The following is an 18,271-nucleotide window of genomic DNA, read 5'->3' as shown; positions in this document are numbered from 1 at the left end:
TTATTTCCCGAGCACCAGCGACCAGTAGCGCAGGTTGGGGTCGCGGCCGTCACGGACATAGGCAAGCCCGAAGCGGCTGAAGTCCGGATCGAGCATGTTGCGCCGGTGTCCCTGCGAATGCATCCAGATATCGAACAGCTTCTGTTGGTCGAAGCGGCCGGCCGCGATGTTCTCGGCCGCCGCACCGTGTACACCATTGTCCCTCATGCGCGAGGCGAAATCCTTGCCCCAGCCGGTCGTGTGGCTCATGTTTTCACGCCGCGCCATATAGCCGGCCTGCTGCAGTGCTGCTTGCTCCAGCTGTGTATCGGGGACCAGCGGTCCGAGCCCAGCCGTGACACGCAGGCTCGCCAGCGTGCCGGTTGCCGAGGAGGAAACCCCGGCGCCTTGCCCGGTCGGCAGCGAGACGGTGCTGCAGGCGGCAAGCCCGAGCAATGCCGCTAGGCCGGCCGCCTTGAGCCAGGTGCGCCTGTTCAAGTCCGCGGTCCGGTCGCAATCGATTCTCGAAATGGTCATGCAGGCCTGACTCGATCGCGATCATGGCTTTTGCCGGGCAGGGCGGTGAAATTTTCGAATTGAAGCGGCAGTTAGCGGCTATCTCACAAGCGTGATGCGGCGGCTGGCGTACATCTCGCGATTTCCGAATACGGCCGTGCAGTCGGTCTTGATGGATGAGTTGCCTGTCATCTGCACGGTCAAGCCAACAAGCCTCAGGCAATCGCCCTGACCGCTCATATCCGAGTTGCCGGCGAACGAAACGGCCGCGTCAGGCGCATAGACGAATCCGCTGATCACGGAATTTGCACCGCCATTCAGGGTCAATGCTGAAATGTTCCCACGGCTCTGGAAGATGGTGATGCCGGCGTAAGGCCCGCTGGTTGGCGGAGAAAGGTTCACCGTTTCATTGGCATTTATGATGATCTGTGCTCCCTCCACGAGGAATATGGTCACGCCCTGGCCGCTCAGGCTGCCGTTCCCGCCCGGCTTCAGGGTGACGCCGCGCAAGATGTAGACGCCCGGGCTGAGCGTGATGTTTCCCGACAATGTCTTGTCGCAATAGGTGCCGGGCGACAGCGTGTAGGTCTTGCCGTTCGGGACCGGCATGCAGAATGTATAGGGGGGAGGCACGATATCGGCCAGGGGATCGAAGGACGCATATTGATGTTCCAGCGGCGCGCCGCAGGTGAGATTGGCACTGGGCGGTGAAAGCCCGGAAGTGCCGCCGACGGTCGAGACGCAGCCCGCCGAAACCTGCGCGGAACCGCCTCTGCTGACGGCATCGGACGCGTCCGAGTTTGCCGCGATCACGCAGTTGCTCATGGCGACATCGGTCGAGCCTTGCAGGCTTACCGCGGACGACGCATGCGGATCGAGCGCCAGCACGCAGGCCTGCGCGCCCGGGTGCATCTTGACCGTCGCCGATCTGTGAGCCGGCCAGGGGGCAGCGCCATTGATGAAGCTCGGACGGTTTATGCCTGACGAAAGCGAGATGTAATAGGCGCTCGGGTCGCCGCTGGCGGTGGCCGAAAAGGCGGTAATGCTGTCTGAATATTCCTGCTGGTCGGCGACGTTCATATTGGCAGCAAAGAATGTCAGCCCAAGCCCCTGGACATCGCTCGCGCTCATGCTGGGCAGGTACTTTGTGCCGACGGCAAGCCCAGCCGCGTCCAGCGAGTTCTGCAATTGCGCCGCGTCGTCGCTCGTGCCCGTCAGATCGAGGGTGCCAGCGACGACAGCCATTATCGGCAGCATCGCTATGGCAGTCGCCATGGCAAAATTTCCGCGCTCCGAAGACCAGAAGCCCTTCAATGTGAACATCGTCCCTCGCCAAGGTTTGTAAAGCTCAGGTGATACGCCCGGGGGTCTCTACGAGTAATTTAAGCAATAACTAAAATGCATAGATTTTAAGATGAAGTCAGTGGTTCTCCAAACGAAGGACGCGGCGACAATTCCGGGAAGATCGGATATGATGCCAGCGTTGTTGAAGTGGCAGCTACGGGCGGCCACCCTAGGCGGTGACCGCCCCCCGAGAAAAACGGAGGTAGGTTATGGCCGGCTTTCATGTCATGGCGGACGCGCGCGGAATGCATGTGCAACCCGCGGTCCGCCGCATTTCCACGACAGACCTCTGGGGCGCGCTCAGGCTTGGCGCCGAGGACTTCTGGGCCAAGCCCTCGCATTACGTGTTCCTGTGCCTGATCTATCCGATCGTCGGCCTAGTCCTGACGCAGTGGACGTCCGGCTCCAATGCCATCCAGCTCGTCTACCCCTTGATGTCGGGCTTTGCCCTGGTCGGCCCGTTCGCCGCACTCGGACTCTATGAGATCAGCCGCCGGCGCGAGCTCGGCATGAACACCAACTGGCGGCACGCACTCGATGTCCGCCGCTCATCAGCGCTACCCTCGATAGCGGTCATCGGCATCATGCTGGTCGCACTGTTCCTGTTGTGGCTGTTCACGGCGCAGTCGATTTACACCAGCCTTTTTGGCGGCGAGCCGCCCGCTTCGGTCGGGGCCTTCCTGCGCGATGTGCTGACGACCAGCAAGGGCTGGACGCTGATCCTTCTCGGCAACGCGGCCGGCTTGGTCTTCGCGGTGGTTGTGCTGGCGACCACGGTCGTTGCCTTCCCGCTTTTGCTTGATCGCGATGTCGGCGCCGTTTCGGCAATAGAGACCTCGGCGCGCGCGGTCATGACAAATCCGCTGCAGATGGCGCTCTGGGGTCTGATCGTCGCGGTGCTGCTGGTGATCGGCTCTATCCTGCTGTTTGCCGGACTGGCCGTCGTCATGCCGATCCTCGGTCACGCGACCTGGCACCTCTACCGAAAGGTGGTCGAACCGGCCCATATCCGGCCCCCGCGCCGTCCGATGTGAGCACTCAGCGCTGCGCGTCGGTCGCCATCTTTAGCGCGAGTGCCGTCAGCACGGTTCCCATCATCCAGCGCTGGATCACCAGCCACAGCGGGCGTCCGGCGAGGAAGGTGGCGATCGAGCCGGCCGTCAGCGCGATGACGGCATTGACGCTGAGGCTGATCGATATCTGCGTCACGCCCAGCACCAGGAGCTGTGACAGGACATGGCCCTTGCCGGGGCTGATGAATTGCGGCAGCAGCGACAGGTAGAGAACGGCCACCTTGGGATTGAGCAGATTGGTCATCAATCCCATGGCGAACAGCTTGCGCGGCCGGTCCTTCGGCAGGTCGCGCACCTGGAACGGCGAGCGTCCGCCGGGTTTCACCGCCTGCCAGGCCAACCACAGGAGATAAAGCACGCCGGCAAAGCGCAATACGTCATAGGCATAGGGCACGGCGAGCAGCAGCGCCGTGATGCCGAACGCGGCCGACAGCACGTAGAACAAGAAGCCGACCGCAACGCCGCCAAGCGAGATCAGTCCGGCCTTCGGCCCTTGCGAGAGCGAGCGGGAGATCAGGTAGATCATGTTCGGGCCTGGCGTCAGCACCATGCCGAGGCAGACCAGCGCGAAGGCGAGGTGGTTGGCGGTATCGGGCATTGTTCGTTCCCCAGCATGCCGCGATGGATTCGCGATCTCGCGAGCGGCCAATCTGTGCCTATCCCGACAAGTGGCTGCAAGAGCTTGACGGCGCCAGGCGTTGCGCCAGAGGGATGATCCCGGGTTAGCCGACCACGCGCAGGTTCGACAGCTCGTTGCCGATTTCCTTGAAATCGTTTGCCAGGCTGGCGCCGGTCGCATTCCAGAACAGCTTCGCCGGTTTGCTCGGATCCGTGGCATCCTTGCGAAAGCGCGACTCCGACGAGCAGGATTTCAGCGCATCGATGGCCAGCTTGTCGCTGGCCTTGGTCATCGACAAGTCGAGCGCCACCGTCATCACCATGATGTTGGCTGCCTTGGCGTTGTTGCACAGCGTGGCCATCTGCTCGTTGAGCGCGTTGGTGTAGTTGCCGTTCGAATAGTCTAGCTGACCGATGGCGCTCGATGTACCCATGAACAGGCGGCCGACCGAGGTGCCGTTGTATCCGGGGTTGAGATAGCCGTAGGACGCATAGGTTGATTTCGAATTGGCGGGATCCGAGTAGCCCAGCGACGAAGGCGTATAATAGGTGTTGGCGCCGTCGGTTAGCACGATCACCACCTTGTCGTTGCCTCTTTCCGTTTCCGGGCGCCCTTGCGTGAACGGCTCTCCGCTCGAAACCACCCGCCAGCCCCAGGCCATGCCCTCGGGAACATTGGTGCCGCCATTCGGCTGCATCAAGTCGATCGCCGCCTTGATCGAGGTGACCCCTTCGGCGACGCTGACATCGGTCAGCGGCGTGATCGGGTTGGTGGTGCAGCTGTAATTCGGCCCGTTGCCGGCGGGCAGCGCCGGCGCATCGATCGGCCGCGGCTGGAAGTACTTGGCCATGTTGCGCAGCCGGTATTGGCCGCTGCTGCTCGACGGATCGTCGTTCCACCAGCTGTTGACGGCACCATAAGTTACCGGCGCGGCCTCGTCGGGGTCTTGAGTGAGCTTCCAATGATTGCCCGGTTCGTCGGGGGCGAACATGGGCACGAACATCGTTGCCGGATCGCCGACACCGATGCCGGTGTTGGCCGAGCCGCCGGACGGCGTGGCGTCGTTTATATTGTAAGGGTAGGGCCGGGCCTCGACGCAGCCCTGCCAACTGGCGAACGGACCATAGGAATCGATATAGTCATATTCGTCGTGGCTGCTTTTGCAGGTGTTGTTCGAATTGTATTGGTCGCACACGACCCGTTTGCTGTTGACGACACGCTCGTGGTTGGTGACGACCTTCATGTCGCGGTAGAGCGAGAACCGGGTCAGCATCTGGCCGTCCTCGGTTCCCCAGCCAGTGCCGCGCTTGTACCAGATGCCGTTGGTCCGCTGGGCGTATTTGTTGGCGGCGTTCAGCGTCGACCAGTCGAAATTCTCATTCGAGACCGGCGAAAGCCCCTCGGTGTCCATCCACGAAGCATTGCCATTCCCGGGGCCGACATTGACCGAGGCGGCAAAAGGCACGAGGCTGAATTGCACCGGCTTGTCGACCTGCTTGATCATGACCGCCTGCTGGGCCAGTGTATCGACCAGCTGCTTGGAAGCAGTCTTGAGAAGATCGATGCGCTTTTGCCCCGAGCCCGTGCCGAGCGTGGTCATCGATCCGGAATTGTCGAGCACCATGGCAACTTCCAGCGTGTTCTTCAACCGCACCTGCGAGGTGACGTTGAAGCTGAGCCTCTGGTTCGCATCGGTCGCCGATTTGCCGACGAGTTGGGCGAAGGCGGGGTAGAAATAGGGTTTGTAGTTGAGCTGGGCGGTCATCGTCAGCAGGCCGCCGCCGCCGCCGCTGCTGCTGTTACTCGGCAAGGTGACGTTGAGCGTCGTGCTCGCGGGATCGATATTGTTCAAATTGGCATTGAAGAAATCGAGCGCATAGGCTCTCAACTGGTCGTCGGTCGCGCCTTCCGTCAGCCGGCGGGCGGTGGCGAAGTTGGCGGCGTCGAGCGCGTTCAACAGCATCTGCTTTTCACGGTTCATTTCCGTGTAGTCGACCGCGATTGCCAGGCCGCCCATCAGCGGTACCATCGCCACAGCCGTCATAAGAGCATAATTGCCACGCCTGTCGCGGCGGAACTGACGCCAGATTTCAAACATGCGTGGAGCGGCCCCCGCCGACGGATTCTCGGTCAGCGCCAGCTTTCCACAAAACGCTGAAGGACGGGTTTGACAAACCGCTCTATTGCTTGGTCGGCGCTTCACCAACCGCTAACCAATCAAAGCCGCCGGTTGCGCGGCAATTCGTGCCGATGCGGGCGAAAGCTGGTGACAGCATGGGCCGGTTCGGATAATTCGAACCGGCTGCGGCGAACCGTCGGCCGCCGCACCCGCAACGATCATACTGAAGGAAACGGCATGGCGGATTCGCCTGAAATCGTCGGCTCGCTCGAAGACGTCTCGAAAGCTTATTCGGCAATTCTGTGCGACGTATGGGGCGTGGTGCACAACGGCGAATGGCATTTTCCGGCGGCCGCGGCCGCGTTGGTGGCGGCAAGGGCGGCCGGCACTCCTGTCGTTCTGATCACCAATTCGCCGCGCCGCAGCGCCGACGTCGTGGCGCAGATGAGCGTGATCGGCGTTCCGCCGTCGGCCTATGACCGTGTGGTGACCTCGGGTGACGTGACCCGTGATCTGATCGCGGAGGGCCCTCGCAAAGTCTTCCACATCGGCGCCGACCGCGATTTGACCCTTTATGATGGTCTCGATGTCGAACTCGTCGAGGAATTCGAGGCCGCCGGCGTCGTGTGCACCGGGTTGTTCGACGACGAGATTGAAAAACCCGAGGACTATACGGAACTGCTGCGCCGGTTGCGGGCCAGGAACCTGCCGTTCATCTGCGCCAATCCCGATATCATGGTTGAACGCGGCGAACGGATCATCTGGTGCGCCGGCGCGCTCGCGCGTGACTACGCGCAGCTCGGCGGTCGCACGCTGATCGCCGGAAAACCCTATGCGCCAATCTACGAGGTCGCGATGAAGGAGGTGGCCGAGATCCTCGGCCGGCCGGTCGGGCGTCCGCAAATACTGGCTATCGGCGACGGGATGTTTACCGACGTCAAGGGCGCGGCCGACAATGGTTTCGACGTCCTCTATGTCTCCGGCGGCATTCATGCCCGCGACTATGGCGATCCCTCCCGGCCGGATCCGGCCAGGCTCGGGCTCTTCCTGGAGCGGCACGGCTATCGTCCGGTGGCCGTCATCGCAAGACTGCAGTAGGTGACAATGGTCGCGTTCCAGCATCTTACGACAACCGTGCCGCTGCCCGCCGATCTGCGAGGCGGCGTCGTGGCGATCGGCAATTTCGATGGCGTCCACCGCGGCCATCAGGCCGTGCTCGAACGGGCATTGGCGGAGGCCACGCGGCGCGGCGTGCCGGCCCTGGTGCTGACCTTCGAACCGCATCCCCGAACGGTTTTCAGGCCTGATTTGCCGCTTTTCGTGCTGACGCCGCCGCCGATGAAGGCGCGGCTCCTGTCGCTTCTGGGCTTTGCCGCGCTCGTCGAGCAGCCTTTCACGCGCGACTTCGCCTCGCTGTCGGCGGAAGCCTTCGTCACCGACGTGCTGGAGAGGACGTTGGGCATCAGCCACGCCGTGACCGGTTTCGATTTCCATTTCGGCAAGGACCGCCAGGGCGGGCCGGCCTATCTGATGGCTGCTGGCGAGCGCCATGGCTTCGGTGTCACCCTCGTCGACGCCTTTCGCGACGAAGGCGCCGAGGTGGTTTCGTCGAGCCGCATCCGTGCCTTGCTTTGCGAGGGCGGGGTGGCCGGGGCAGCCGGTCTGCTTGGCTATCGCTTCACGGTGGAAAACGAGGTCGTCGGCGGCCAACAGCTCGGGCGAACGCTCGGCTTTCCCACAGCCAACATGAGGCTTCCCGCGGAAGCCACGCTCAAGGAAGGTATCTACGCCGTCCGCTTCCGGCGCGAGGACGGCACGCTGCACGACGGCGTCGCCAGTTTTGGCCGCCGCCCGACCGTCGACGACAATGGCGCGCCGCTCCTGGAAACCTTCGTCTTCGATTTTTCCGGCGATCTCTATGGCGAAATCTGCGGAGTGTCGTTCTTCGGCTTCCTGCGCAGCGAGATCAAGTTCGACGGGCTCGATGCACTGGTGGTGCAGATGAAGCGCGATGAAGCCGAGGCACGCGCGTTGCTTAGCGGCGTCAAGCCGCTGTCCGGTCTGGACGCCGCTGTGGCGTTCTGAAGCGTGATCCCGAAAAGGGGAACGAGTTTCCTATTTCTTTAGCGCAAGACCGACGGCGATGAAGGTCCAGCCCTGGAAGATCAGGTCGATCGCCAGGAACAGTCCGAGCACCCACAGGCTGTTGACCGGCCACCCCATGGCGATGATCAGGCCGGCAAGTACGCTGATGACGCCAGCCGCGACAATCCAGCCCCAGCCCCGCTCCGGACGGTGGCTATAGCCGACCCAGGCCCGCAGGGCGCCCGAAGCGACGAGCGCGACGGCCAGCAGGAAGGTCAGCACCGCTGAGGCCAGCAGCGGATTGTCGAAAGCGAAGAATCCGGCGACCGCATAGAGCAGTCCGCTGAGCAGCCAATACAAGAAGCGGCCCCAGGTCTTGACTCCGAAAGCGTGCATGATCTCGATGATGCCGGCCACCAGCATCAGCCATCCCACGACATAGACGGAAGCCACCGTGGCGATGAACAGATTGCCGAAGGCAATGCCGCCGAGGACCAGCAGCACCACGCCCAGCCCGACAAACCAGCCCCATTTGTCGCGCGTCTGGCCGATCACGTTCTTCAATGTATCGCCGTCCAAGGTCATGTCGCCACCTCCATTGAAGACCGCCAGAATGCAAGGGAGGTTACCCTCGGCGCCGACCCGCGTCCAGCCGATGGCGGGCGCGATGGTGCAAGCAACACGCGCTGGATGTCTCGTCCTTAAATCAAATTTTACCAAAGCCTCGTCAAAGCTGTCGCGGCAGGACAGCTTTGACGTGTTAGTGGAGTGACCATGACTCAGGTCGGGAAGATTTCTATAGCCTTGGCTAGCGTCGTGCTGGCGACGTCAGGCGCGGCCGAAGCCGGTGATGGCGCTTTCGGCTGGCTGTCCGGCGACTGGTATCTGACGGTCGGCGCGACCGGCCTGGTGGCGCCCAATTTCGAGGGCGGCAAGAAGTACATGCTGAGCGCCCAGCCCATCATTTCGCTGGGCAAGGCCGGCTCTGCTGCTCGCTTCACCTCGCGCAACGACAACATTTCGCTGGCGCTTGTCGACGATGGCAGCGTCCGTGCAGGCCTGACCGGCAAGTTCCTGTTCTCGCGCGACGATGGCGATGCCGACGAACTCAGGGGCTTGGACCCGGTCCGCTGGGGCGGCGAGGTCGGCGGCTTTTTCGAATTCTATCCGACGGACTGGATGCGGGCGCGTGCCGAATTGCGGCATGGCATTCGTGCCCATAACGGCTTTGTCGCCGACATCGCCGCCGATGCTTTCTACGACGTGACGCCAACCGTCAGGATTTCGGGCGGTCCGCGCGTGTCTTTTGCCTCGGCGAACTATTTCGATGCCTATTATGGCGTCAACGCACAGGAAGCCGTGGCCTCGGGGCTGAGCCAGTACAATCCCGGCGGCGGCCTGAAATCCGTCGGCCTCGGCGGCGCCGTGACCTGGAAGGTGACCGACCCGATGACCGCCAGCCTGTTTGGCGAATATTCGCGCCTCGAGGGTCCGGCCGCCGATTCCAGCCTGGTCAAGGAGCGCGGCGACCGCAACCAGTTCATGGTCGGCGTGTCGACCACCTATCGCTTCGACTTCAAGATGTAAGTGAATCGAAGGAGACGCTTTATTCCTGCGCTCTTCTCCGCTAAAAGCCCAGCAATGACGAGCTTTTCGCGCCTTCACGCGCCGACGATACGAATTACCAGCCCGGTGTTCCCAGCAGCCTGAAGGCTGTAGGAGCCGCCGGGAATATTGCGCGCGGCCTCTCGCGCTTTTCCAGATCATCAAAGCATGTCGCCCACAAGTGGCCCGGTTTGGGAAAACGGCATGCGTCTAAAGTAGAATTCGCCGCAAGCCACGTGGCCCGGCATGCACATGGCAGACCAATGAACGACGAAAACCAATCAACGATCGACTATTCGAAGACCCTTTACCTGCCGCAGACGGAATTTCCGATGCGCGCCGGCTTGCCCGAGAAGGAGCCGGCGCTGGTCAAGCGCTGGCAGGACATGGACCTCTACCGCAAGCTGCGCGAGAGCGCGGCGGGCCGCACGAAATACGTGCTGCATGACGGTCCGCCCTACGCCAACGGCAACATCCACATCGGCCACGCGCTGAACAAGATCCTCAAGGATGTCATCACCCGCTCGTTCCAGATGCGCGGCTTTGACTCGAACTATGTGCCCGGCTGGGATTGTCACGGTCTGCCCATCGAATGGAAGATCGAGGAGCAGTACCGCGCCAAGGGCAAGAACAAGGACGAGGTGCCGGTCAACGAATTCCGCCAGGAATGCCGTGAATTCGCCGCGCACTGGATCTCCGTGCAAGGTGGCGAGTTCCAGCGGCTTGGCGTCGTCGGCGACTTCAAGAACCCTTATACGACGATGGCCTTCCACGCCGAGTCGCGCATCGCAGGCGAATTGCTGAAATTCGCCATGTCCGGCCAGCTCTACCGCGGTTCGAAGCCGGTGATGTGGAGCGTCGTTGAGCGCACGGCGCTCGCCGAGGCCGAGATCGAGTACCAGGATTACGAGTCCGACACGATCTGGGCGAAGTTTCCGGTGGCCAATCTCGTCGTCGCCAGTGTCGTGGACGGGCTGCCGGCGGAGCTCGATCCGGACCTGAGCGGGCGGTCGCTTGACCTGCTGGATGCCCATGTCGTCATCTGGACGACGACGCCATGGACCATCCCTGGCAATCGCGCCGTCAGCTATTCGCCGCGCGTCGGCTACGGCCTCTACGAGGTGACGGCGGCCGAGAACGCATTTGGCCCGCAGCCAGGCGAGAAGCTGATCTTTGCCGATGCGCTGGCCGAGGAAAGCCAGGCCAAAGCCAAGATCATCTTGAAGCGCCTTCACGGCGTCAGCGCCGAACAGCTTGGAAATCTTGTGCTTTCGCATCCCTTCAAGGGTCTCGGTGGCGGCTACGAATTCCCGGTTCCGATGATTGCCGGCGATCATGTCACCGACGAGGCCGGCACGGGCTTCGTGCACACGGCTCCCGGTCATGGCCGGGAGGACTTTGATGCCTGGATGGATGCCGCGCCCGCGCTGCGTCAACGCGGCATCGATACTGAAATCCCGTTTGCCGTCGACGACGGCGGCTTCTTCACCAAGGACGCGCCGGGCTTCGGCCCGGACCGCGAAGGCGGACCGGCGCGCGTCATCGACGACAATGGCAAGAAGGGCAATGCCAACCAGGCGGTCATCGACGAGCTGATCAAGCGCAACGCGCTGTTCGCGCGCGGTCGGCTGAAGCACAGCTACCCGCATTCATGGCGTTCGAAGAAGCCGGTCATCTTCCGCAACACGCCGCAATGGTTCGTCTACATGGACAAGGATCTCGGCGACGGCACCACGCTGCGTGGCCGCGCGCTGAAGGCGATCGACGAGACTCGCTTTGTCCCGGCCGCCGGCCAGAACCGCATCCGCGCCATGATCGAGGAACGCCCCGACTGGGTGCTGTCGCGCCAGCGTGCCTGGGGCGTGCCGATCGCCGTCTTTGCCGACGAGTATGGCAATGTGCTGAAGGACGAGGCGGTCAACCAGCGCATCATGGACGCCTTCGAGGCGGAGGGCGCCGACGCCTGGTTCGCGCCCGGTGCCAGCGAGCGCTTCCTCGGCAATCACGATGCCTCCAAATGGAAGCAGGTGACGGACATTCTCGACGTCTGGTTCGATTCGGGCTCGACACATGTCTTCACCCTGGAGGACCGGCCCGACCTGAAGTGGCCGGCCGACGTCTATCTCGAAGGCTCCGACCAGCATCGCGGCTGGTTCCACTCCTCGCTGCTCGAAAGCTGCGGCACCAGGGGCAGGGCGCCTTACGACACCGTCGTCACCCATGGCTTCACCATGGACGAGGATGGCCGCAAGATGTCGAAATCGCTCGGCAACACGGTCGTGCCGCAGGATGTGATCAAGCAGTCCGGTGCCGACATCCTGCGGCTCTGGGTGGTGACGACGGACTATTGGGAAGACCAGCGGCTCGGCAAGAACGTGCTGCAGACCAACATCGACGCCTATCGCAAGCTGCGCAACACCATCCGCTGGATGCTGGGCACGCTCGCCCATGACGATGGTGAGGTCGTTCCCCTGGAGACGATGCCGGAGCTGGAGCAGCTGATGCTGCACCGGTTGGCAGAGCTCGACGAGGTGGTGCGCCAGGGCTACGACGCCTTCGAGTTCAAGCGCATCACGCGAGCTCTGCTCGACTTCATGGTGGTCGAGCTGTCGGCCTTCTATTTCGATATCCGCAAGGACGCGCTCTACTGCGACGGCCCGTCGAGCGTGAAGCGCAAGGCCTCGGTCCAGGTGGTACGCCATCTCTTCGACTGCCTGGTGAAATGGCTGGCGCCGATGCTGCCCTTCACCATGGAAGAGGCCTGGCTCGACCGTCATCCCGACGCGGTCTCGGTGCATCTCGACCAGTTCCCGCAAATCCCGGCGAATTGGAAGAACGAGGCGCTGGCGGAGAAGTGGCGCAAGGTCAGGCAGGTGCGCCGGGTCGTCACCGGCGCACTCGAGATCGCCCGTGCCCAGAAGGTGATCGGCTCCTCGCTGGAGGCTATACCGGTGGTCACAATCAACGACGCGGCGCTCGAGGCGGCGATATCGGACGTCGACATGGCTGAAATGGCGATCACCAGTGATCTCGTCATTGCCCATGGCCAGGCCCCGCAAACCGCCTTTGCCCTCGACGATGTCAAGGGCGTCGCCGTGGCGGTCGAGAAAGCCGAGGACCGAGGGCTGGTCAAATGCGCGCGTTCCTGGCGCTACACGGCCGATGTCGGGCAGGATCCGGACTTCCCGGATGTTTCGGCACGTGACGCAGCCGTGCTGCACGAGTTGAAGGCGCTGGGAAGGCTTTAGTTCCTGTCGCCCAAAAGTGCGTAGCGGTTTTGGGACAAACGACAGGGACCAGATCAAGCCAGTTCCTGTCGCCCGAAAGTGCGTGGCGGTTTAAACGACCGGCATCAGATCAAAGAAGTGCGCAAATAGAACGCCGGGCGGTACAAATCCGCCCGTGCGTTGCCCTTAACGAGTGGTTGAGGTAAACACGCGAAACTCCGGAAGACAAATTGTCGCCGGATTTCCGTCGCAAGTGCTTGCATGATGGGGACCGGATACAAAGCCGGTGCGATCGAGAGGCTGTCTAGAGTGGGACTTTTTGGCATGACCGAGAGATATAACGCGCGCCTTGCGCTGTTGGCGCCGCTTGTCGCTTCGGGCCTCGCTTTATCCGGCTGCATGGGCTCTCCGACCTATGGCACCGACAAGACCGCCGCCGAACAACTGGCCGGCGATCTTACAGGCGCCGTTTCCTTCGCGCCGAAGCGCAAGGACCCGATCGACTACAAGCCGCGTCCCACCCTGGTGAAGCCGGCACCCGGCCAGAAGGAAGCGCTGCCTGCCCCCCAGGAAAGCATCCAGACGGCAAACGCCGGGTGGCCCGAATCGCCCGAGCAGCGCCGCGCGCGTCTGCGCGCCGACGCCACCGCCCACCAGAACGATCCGGCCTACCAGTCGGAGATCGTCGATGATGTGCAGACGGATCCCGCTTCGGTGAAGAAGGCAATGGAAGAGTCCGGCTCAAGCCATCCGCCGGCGTGGAAACCCGCCGATTCCGACAAGGGCCGCGCTGCGGAGATCCAACGCCGCCTTGCCGACAGCAAGCAGGGCGATCCGAACACGCGCAAATACCTTAGCGAGCCGCCATTGGCCTACCGCACCGCCTCCGGTGCCGCGCCGCAGAATGAACTCGGCGAAGACGAGTACAAGAAGGAGCGCCGCCTCAAGGCAAAGGCCGAGGGCAAGAAGGGCGGCTGGTTCGACTGGTTGCCGTCGCTGTAGGAACAGTCGCGCCGCTGATCTTGCGGCGGCCTTGGCTCAGTCTCGACGTCCCCTGAAAAAATCCTTCAGCAGCAGGCCTGCTTCGGTCTCGGCCATGCCCGGATAGATGTCGGGCGTGTGGTGGCAGGTCGGTGCAGCGAAGAAGCGCACACCGTTGACCACGGCGCCGCCCTTTTCGTCTGCGGCACCGAAATAGAGACGGCGCAGCCTGGCGAATGAGATTGCCCCGGCGCACATGGCGCAGGGCTCCAGCGTCACATAGAGATCGTGGCCGGTGAGCCGCTCGCTCGAGAGTTTGCCGCAGGCTTCACGGATGACCAGCATTTCGGCGTGCGCCGTCGGGTCGGCAAGCTCGCGCGTGCGGTTGCCGGCACTGGCAATGACCGTGCCGCCATTGGCAATGACCGCGCCGACCGGCACTTCGCCGCGCAAGGCTGCCGCTTCGGCCTCTTTTAGCGCCAGCGCCATGAAATCCGGCCTCTTCAAGCGGTTTGTCTTCCCATTATATCCTCGCCACCCGGCGGTGATCCTGTTATGGAGCGCATCAACCTGAAAATCGGACTCGATTTTCGGGAATGATCATGCGCCAAATCAAAAATGCTACAGCGTTCGTTGCGCGCCGAACGGATGCGCCACGCTGTAGCAGCGCAAACGGACAAAGGCCACATGGACGACAGCGACAAGAAATCTCCGCGCAAAGGCGGTCCAGGCAGGAGTGGCCCGAAATCGGCAGGGTCACGTGGCCACGACGCCAGCAAGGGCGGGAAGCCGTCCTTTGGTGCGAAAAAGCCCTATGCCCCACGCGGCGACCGGCCGGCCGCCGCTGAAGGCGAGCGCCCGAAGCGCGACTTCAAGAGCGGCGACAAGCCGTTCCGCAAGGGACCGCGCCCCGAAGGCAAGCCCTACGCGCCACGTGGCGACCGCCCGATGGCGGCCGAGGGCGAACGCAAGCCGTATGAAAAGCGCGAACGGCCGCGCAAGCCCTACGCGCCACGTGGCGACCGTCCGGTTTCTGCCTCGGCGGAGGGCGGCGAAAAGCGCTTCGACCGTCCCAAGCGTGATTTCGCAGATCGTCCGAAGCGGGATTTTGCCGACCGTCCAAAGCGAGACTTTGGAGGCGACAGACCCAAACGTGATTTCGGAGACCGGCCACAGGGCGCATCGGGCGGCGGCTTCAAGCCACGTCCGCGAACAACCGAAGCAACGGAAGAAGCCGGCGAGCGCATCGCCAAGCGTCTGGCACGTGCCGGGCTCGCCTCGCGCCGCGACGCCGAGGAGTTGATCGCCGCCGGCCGCGTCAAGGTCAATGGTCGGGTGCTGGCCTCGCCGGCGTTCAACGTCATGCCCAATGACATCATCCATCTCGACGGAATGGAAATCCCGCCGATCGAACGCACGCGCCTGTTCCTGTTCCACAAGCCGGCCGGCGTCGTCACCACCAACCGCGACCCCGAAGGCCGCAAGACCGTCTTCGACGTGCTGCCGGCCGAACTGCCGCGGCTGATGACCATCGGCCGGCTCGATATCAACACCGAAGGCCTGCTGCTGCTGACCAATGATGGCGGCCTGTCGCGCGTACTAGAACTGCCGGCCACCGGCTGGCTGCGCCGCTACCGTGTGCGTGTCCACGGCAAGGTCGAGGAAAGCGCGCTTGCCGGCCTGCGCGAAGGCATTGCCGTCGACGGCGTCTTCTACGGCGCCATCGAAGCCAGCCTTGATCGCGAGCAGGGCTCCAATGCCTGGCTGACGATCGGCCTGCGCGAGGGCAAAAACCGTGAGGTCAAGAACATTCTTGGCGCGCTCGGCCTCGACGTCACGCGGCTGATCCGCATCTCCTATGGTCCGTTCCAGCTCGAGGACCTCGCCGAAGGTCACGTGCTGGAAATCAAGGGCCGGGTGCTGCGCGACCAGCTTGGCGAGCGCCTGGTCGAGGAATCCGGTGCCAATTTCGATGCCGAGATAACAAAACCGTTTTCCAACCAGCCGGTCCGGCGTACCGAAGTCCGTGAGGCCGAGCCGGAACGGCCGAAATTTACGAGAGACGGCGAGCGGCGGCCGATCGGCGAGGGCGGGCTGATCAAGAACCGCAAACGCCGGGAAGGCAGCCGCGACGAGGCGCTCGGCAAACTGTCGACAAGTCCTGACAGGGGCGAGAGGCCAGAAAAGAGCTTCGGCGAACGCGGTCCGCGACTGGAGCGTGGCGGCTTCGGCGACAAGCCGCGCGGCGGTTTCGGTGACAAGCCTCGTGGCGGCGGCAAGAAATCCGAACGCGAGCAGCGGCCGATCGAGCCGCCAGGCCAGCGCAAGGCCAATGTCTGGATGGCACCGGGAGCCCGGCCGATCGGCAAGGGCAGGGCGGAGGCCGATGCGGCCAAGGCGGCCGAGGCCAAGGCGCGCAAGGCCTCGTTCAAGCCGTCTTACGGCAAGCCCGCCGGCAAACCAGGCGACGCAAGGCCATTCGGCAAGCCGCGTGGCGAGCGTCCAGGAGGCGCCGGTGGCGGTGAGCGGCCGCGCGGCCCCAAGGGTCCTCGGATAAGATGAGAATCGTCGGCGGTGAGTTTCGCGGGCGTCCGTTGGCGACGCCCCGCAGCGGCGCCATCCGCCCGACGACCGACCGCACCCGCGAGGCCGTCTTCAACGTTCTGGCGCATCGCTTTGCCGGGCAACTGGAGCGCGCGCGCGTGCTCGACCTGTTCGCCGGCACCGGCGCGCTTGGTCTGGAGGCCCTGTCGCGCGGCGCATCCTATGGCGTCTTCATCGAGGAATCGGCCGAAGGCCGTGGCCTGATCCGCGACAACGTCGAGGCCTTCGGCCTGACCGGACGCACCAAGATCTTCCGCCGCGATGCAACGGGCCTTGGCGAGGCGGGCACGCTGGCGCCGTTCGGTCTCGTCTTTGCCGATCCGCCCTATGGCAAGGGCCTTGGCGAGCGCGCTCTGCGGTCGGCCATGGCCGGCGGCTGGCTGCGCCCCGGGGCGCTCTGCGTTGTCGAGGAGACGGCGTCGGTTCCCTTCGAGCCAGGCCCGGGCTTTTCCGTGCTTGATGAGCGCAACTACGGCGAGACTGTCATCCGCTTCATCGAGGCTGCCTGACAGGCCTCTTTCAGCAGTGGCCTCTTTGCCGCCGCCTTTGCCGGCAACATGGCCAACAAATCACTTTGCTTGTCGCCAGCGCCTTGCCTATCGTCGCTGCATGAAACCGGAGCCATCGATGACATCCAGGACTGAGTGGCTGAGGCCAACGCTGCTGGCGACGTCGCTGGCTTTGTTCATGACCGACCCTGTCCTGGCGGACAACGCCGTATTGCCAGACACTGTGCCGGCCGAGTTCAAGGTCACGGACTTCCTGCTCGACAACGGCATGGAAGTGGTCGTGATTCCCGACCATCGCGCGCCGATCGTCACCCATATGGTCTGGTACAAGATCGGCAGCGCCGACGAGCCGCCGGGCAAATCCGGCATCGCTCATTTCTTCGAGCATCTGATGTTCAAGGCGACGGCCCATCACGAAGCCGGCGAGTTCGACCGCGCCGTCTCCGACATTGGCGGCTCCAACAACGCCTTCACCTCCTACGACTACACCGCTTTCCACGAGACGGTGGCGCCGTCGGATCTCGAACTGATGATGAGCTTCGAGGCTGACCGCATGCGCAACCTCATCCTCACCGACGACGTCATCAAGACCGAGCGCGATGTGATCCTGGAGGAGCGCCGCTCGCGCATCGACAACAATCCGCAGGCCGTGCTCGACGAGGAAGTCGATGCCACACTGTGGCAGAACCAGCCCTATCGCATTCCGGTTATTGGCTGGATGCAGGAGATGGAACAGCTGAACCGCACCGACGCCGTCGCCTTCTACAATAAATATTACCGGCCCAACAACGTCGTGCTGATCGTGGCCGGCGACATCCAACCGGAAACGGTGAAGGCGCTGGCCGAAAAGACCTATGGCAAGGTTGCCCGCGGGCCGGATCTGCCGCCGCGCGTCCGCCCGGTCGAGCCGGAGCAGAACACCAGGCGCACCGTGACGCTCTCCGACGCCCGCGTCAGCGTGCCGAGTTTCTCGACACAATGGGTCGTGCCCTCCTATCACACCGCCAAGCCTGGCGAGGCCGAAGCGCTCGATCTGCTCGCCGAGATCCTTGGCGGCGGCAACCGCAGCCGGCTTTACCAGGCGCTCGTCATCAAGCAGGGCATCGCTTCCAGCGCCGGCGCGTATTTCCAGGGCACCATGCTCGACGACACCAATTTCACCGTCTACGGCTCGCCGCGCGGCGACGCCAAGCTGGCCGACGTCGAAGTCGCGGTCGATGCCGAGGTGGCGCGCATCGCCAGCGACGGCGTGACCCCGGATGAGCTCGAAAAAGCCAAGGACCGCTATGTCAGGTCAATGATCTTTGCCCGCGACAAGCAGGACTCCATGGCCAACATCTATGGTTCGACACTTGCCACCGGCGGCAATGTCCAGGACGTGCAGCAATGGCCGGACCGCATCCGCAAGGTCACCACCGACGAGGTCAAGGCCGTTGCCGCGCGCTATCTGGTGCTGGCCCGCTCGACCACCGGTTATCTCTTGCCGCAGCAACAGGCGGGGAATTGATGATGAGCCAGCACCACCATGTCTTCCCTTCTCCCACAAGGGGCCCGTTGCGCAATATTGCGGGAGGCTTGTTGTGAGGATTGAGGGCGGCCATTTTCGTTGC

General features: G+C 63.3%; 15 protein-coding genes. 9 read left to right on the top strand and 6 right to left on the bottom strand.

The features are described 5' to 3' along the window. Nucleotides 1-516, bottom strand: a complete 516-nt coding sequence (locus FJ492_RS24365) for a CAP domain-containing protein (RefSeq protein WP_140507346.1) — start codon at nt 514-516, stop codon at nt 1-3. Nucleotides 517-594: 78 nt separating this feature from the next. Further along, nucleotides 595-1,818: a TadE/TadG family type IV pilus assembly protein gene (locus FJ492_RS24360; RefSeq protein WP_140507344.1), complete on the bottom strand. Its 1,224-nt coding sequence runs from the start codon at nt 1,816-1,818 to the stop codon at nt 595-597. 230 nt (nt 1,819-2,048) lie between these two features. Here FJ492_RS24360 and FJ492_RS24355 point away from each other — a divergent pair, with 230 nt between their 5' ends. After that, the gene (locus FJ492_RS24355; RefSeq protein ID WP_140772639.1) at nt 2,049-2,873 is read left to right on the top strand and encodes a DUF2189 domain-containing protein; all 825 of its coding nucleotides are present in this window, start codon (nt 2,049-2,051) and stop codon (nt 2,871-2,873) included. Nucleotides 2,874-2,877: 4 nt separating this feature from the next. On the opposite strand, the gene FJ492_RS24350 is transcribed toward FJ492_RS24355, so the two are convergent. Continuing rightward, the gene (locus tag FJ492_RS24350; RefSeq protein WP_140714193.1) at nt 2,878-3,510 is read right to left on the bottom strand and encodes a LysE family translocator; all 633 of its coding nucleotides are present in this window, start codon (nt 3,508-3,510) and stop codon (nt 2,878-2,880) included. Nucleotides 3,511-3,634: 124 nt separating this feature from the next. Next, nucleotides 3,635-5,629: a TadE/TadG family type IV pilus assembly protein gene (locus tag FJ492_RS24345; RefSeq protein WP_181166743.1), complete on the bottom strand. Its 1,995-nt coding sequence runs from the start codon at nt 5,627-5,629 to the stop codon at nt 3,635-3,637. 258 nt (nt 5,630-5,887) lie between these two features. On the opposite strand from FJ492_RS24345, the gene FJ492_RS24340 reads away from it, so the two are divergent. After that, entirely contained in the window at nt 5,888-6,748 is an 861-nt protein-coding gene (locus FJ492_RS24340; RefSeq protein WP_140507338.1) for a TIGR01459 family HAD-type hydrolase, read from the top strand. A gap of 6 nt (nt 6,749-6,754) precedes the next feature. Further along, on the top strand, nt 6,755-7,735 hold the full coding sequence (locus FJ492_RS24335) for a bifunctional riboflavin kinase/FAD synthetase (RefSeq protein ID WP_140749411.1): 981 nt from the start codon (nt 6,755-6,757) through the stop codon (nt 7,733-7,735). Between the two features lie 30 nt (nt 7,736-7,765). Here the strand turns inward: FJ492_RS24335 and FJ492_RS24330 are convergent, their stop codons facing one another. Further along, nucleotides 7,766-8,320 carry an HdeD family acid-resistance protein gene (locus FJ492_RS24330; RefSeq protein WP_140507336.1) on the bottom strand — a complete coding sequence of 185 codons (555 nt, stop codon included), beginning with the start codon at nt 8,318-8,320 and terminating at the stop codon, nt 7,766-7,768. A gap of 189 nt (nt 8,321-8,509) precedes the next feature. Between FJ492_RS24330 and FJ492_RS24325 the strand changes: the two genes are divergently transcribed. The 3 genes from FJ492_RS24325 (at nt 8,510) to FJ492_RS24315 (ending at nt 13,569) form a co-directional block, all read left to right on the top strand. Next, entirely contained in the window at nt 8,510-9,322 is an 813-nt protein-coding gene (locus FJ492_RS24325; protein WP_140772637.1) for a MipA/OmpV family protein, read from the top strand. 281 nt (nt 9,323-9,603) lie between these two features. Continuing rightward, on the top strand, nt 9,604-12,588 hold the full coding sequence (gene ileS / locus FJ492_RS24320) for an isoleucine--tRNA ligase (RefSeq protein ID WP_140772635.1): 2,985 nt from the start codon (nt 9,604-9,606) through the stop codon (nt 12,586-12,588). A 303-nt stretch (nt 12,589-12,891) separates the two neighbouring features. Beyond that, nucleotides 12,892-13,569 carry a hypothetical protein gene (locus tag FJ492_RS24315; RefSeq protein WP_140507330.1) on the top strand — a complete coding sequence of 226 codons (678 nt, stop codon included), beginning with the start codon at nt 12,892-12,894 and terminating at the stop codon, nt 13,567-13,569. A 36-nt stretch (nt 13,570-13,605) separates the two neighbouring features. Here the strand turns inward: FJ492_RS24315 and FJ492_RS24310 are convergent, their stop codons facing one another. Then, nucleotides 13,606-14,055, bottom strand: a complete 450-nt coding sequence (locus FJ492_RS24310) for a nucleoside deaminase (protein ID WP_027143214.1) — start codon at nt 14,053-14,055, stop codon at nt 13,606-13,608. 180 nt (nt 14,056-14,235) lie between these two features. Between FJ492_RS24310 and FJ492_RS24305 the strand changes: the two genes are divergently transcribed. The 3 genes from FJ492_RS24305 to FJ492_RS24295 all read left to right on the top strand — a co-directional run bounded on the left by FJ492_RS24305 (nt 14,236) and on the right by FJ492_RS24295 (nt 18,168). Beyond that, nucleotides 14,236-16,110 (top strand): pseudouridine synthase, encoded by a 1,875-nt coding sequence (locus FJ492_RS24305; protein ID WP_140772633.1) that lies wholly within the window; start codon nt 14,236-14,238, stop codon nt 16,108-16,110. Continuing rightward, entirely contained in the window at nt 16,107-16,661 is a 555-nt protein-coding gene (rsmD, locus tag FJ492_RS24300; RefSeq protein ID WP_140772631.1) for a 16S rRNA (guanine(966)-N(2))-methyltransferase RsmD, read from the top strand. Before FJ492_RS24305 ends, rsmD begins: the two co-directional genes overlap by 4 nt. A gap of 118 nt (nt 16,662-16,779) precedes the next feature. Continuing rightward, nucleotides 16,780-18,168 carry a pitrilysin family protein gene (locus tag FJ492_RS24295; RefSeq protein ID WP_140714203.1) on the top strand — a complete coding sequence of 463 codons (1,389 nt, stop codon included), beginning with the start codon at nt 16,780-16,782 and terminating at the stop codon, nt 18,166-18,168. Nucleotides 18,169-18,271 lie beyond the last annotated feature (103 nt).

The sequence above is a fragment of the Mesorhizobium sp. B2-5-4 genome (assembly GCF_006441095.1).
Classification (GTDB): domain Bacteria; phylum Pseudomonadota; class Alphaproteobacteria; order Rhizobiales; family Rhizobiaceae; genus Mesorhizobium; species Mesorhizobium salmacidum.
This window is presented reverse-complemented; position numbering and strand designations above follow the sequence as displayed.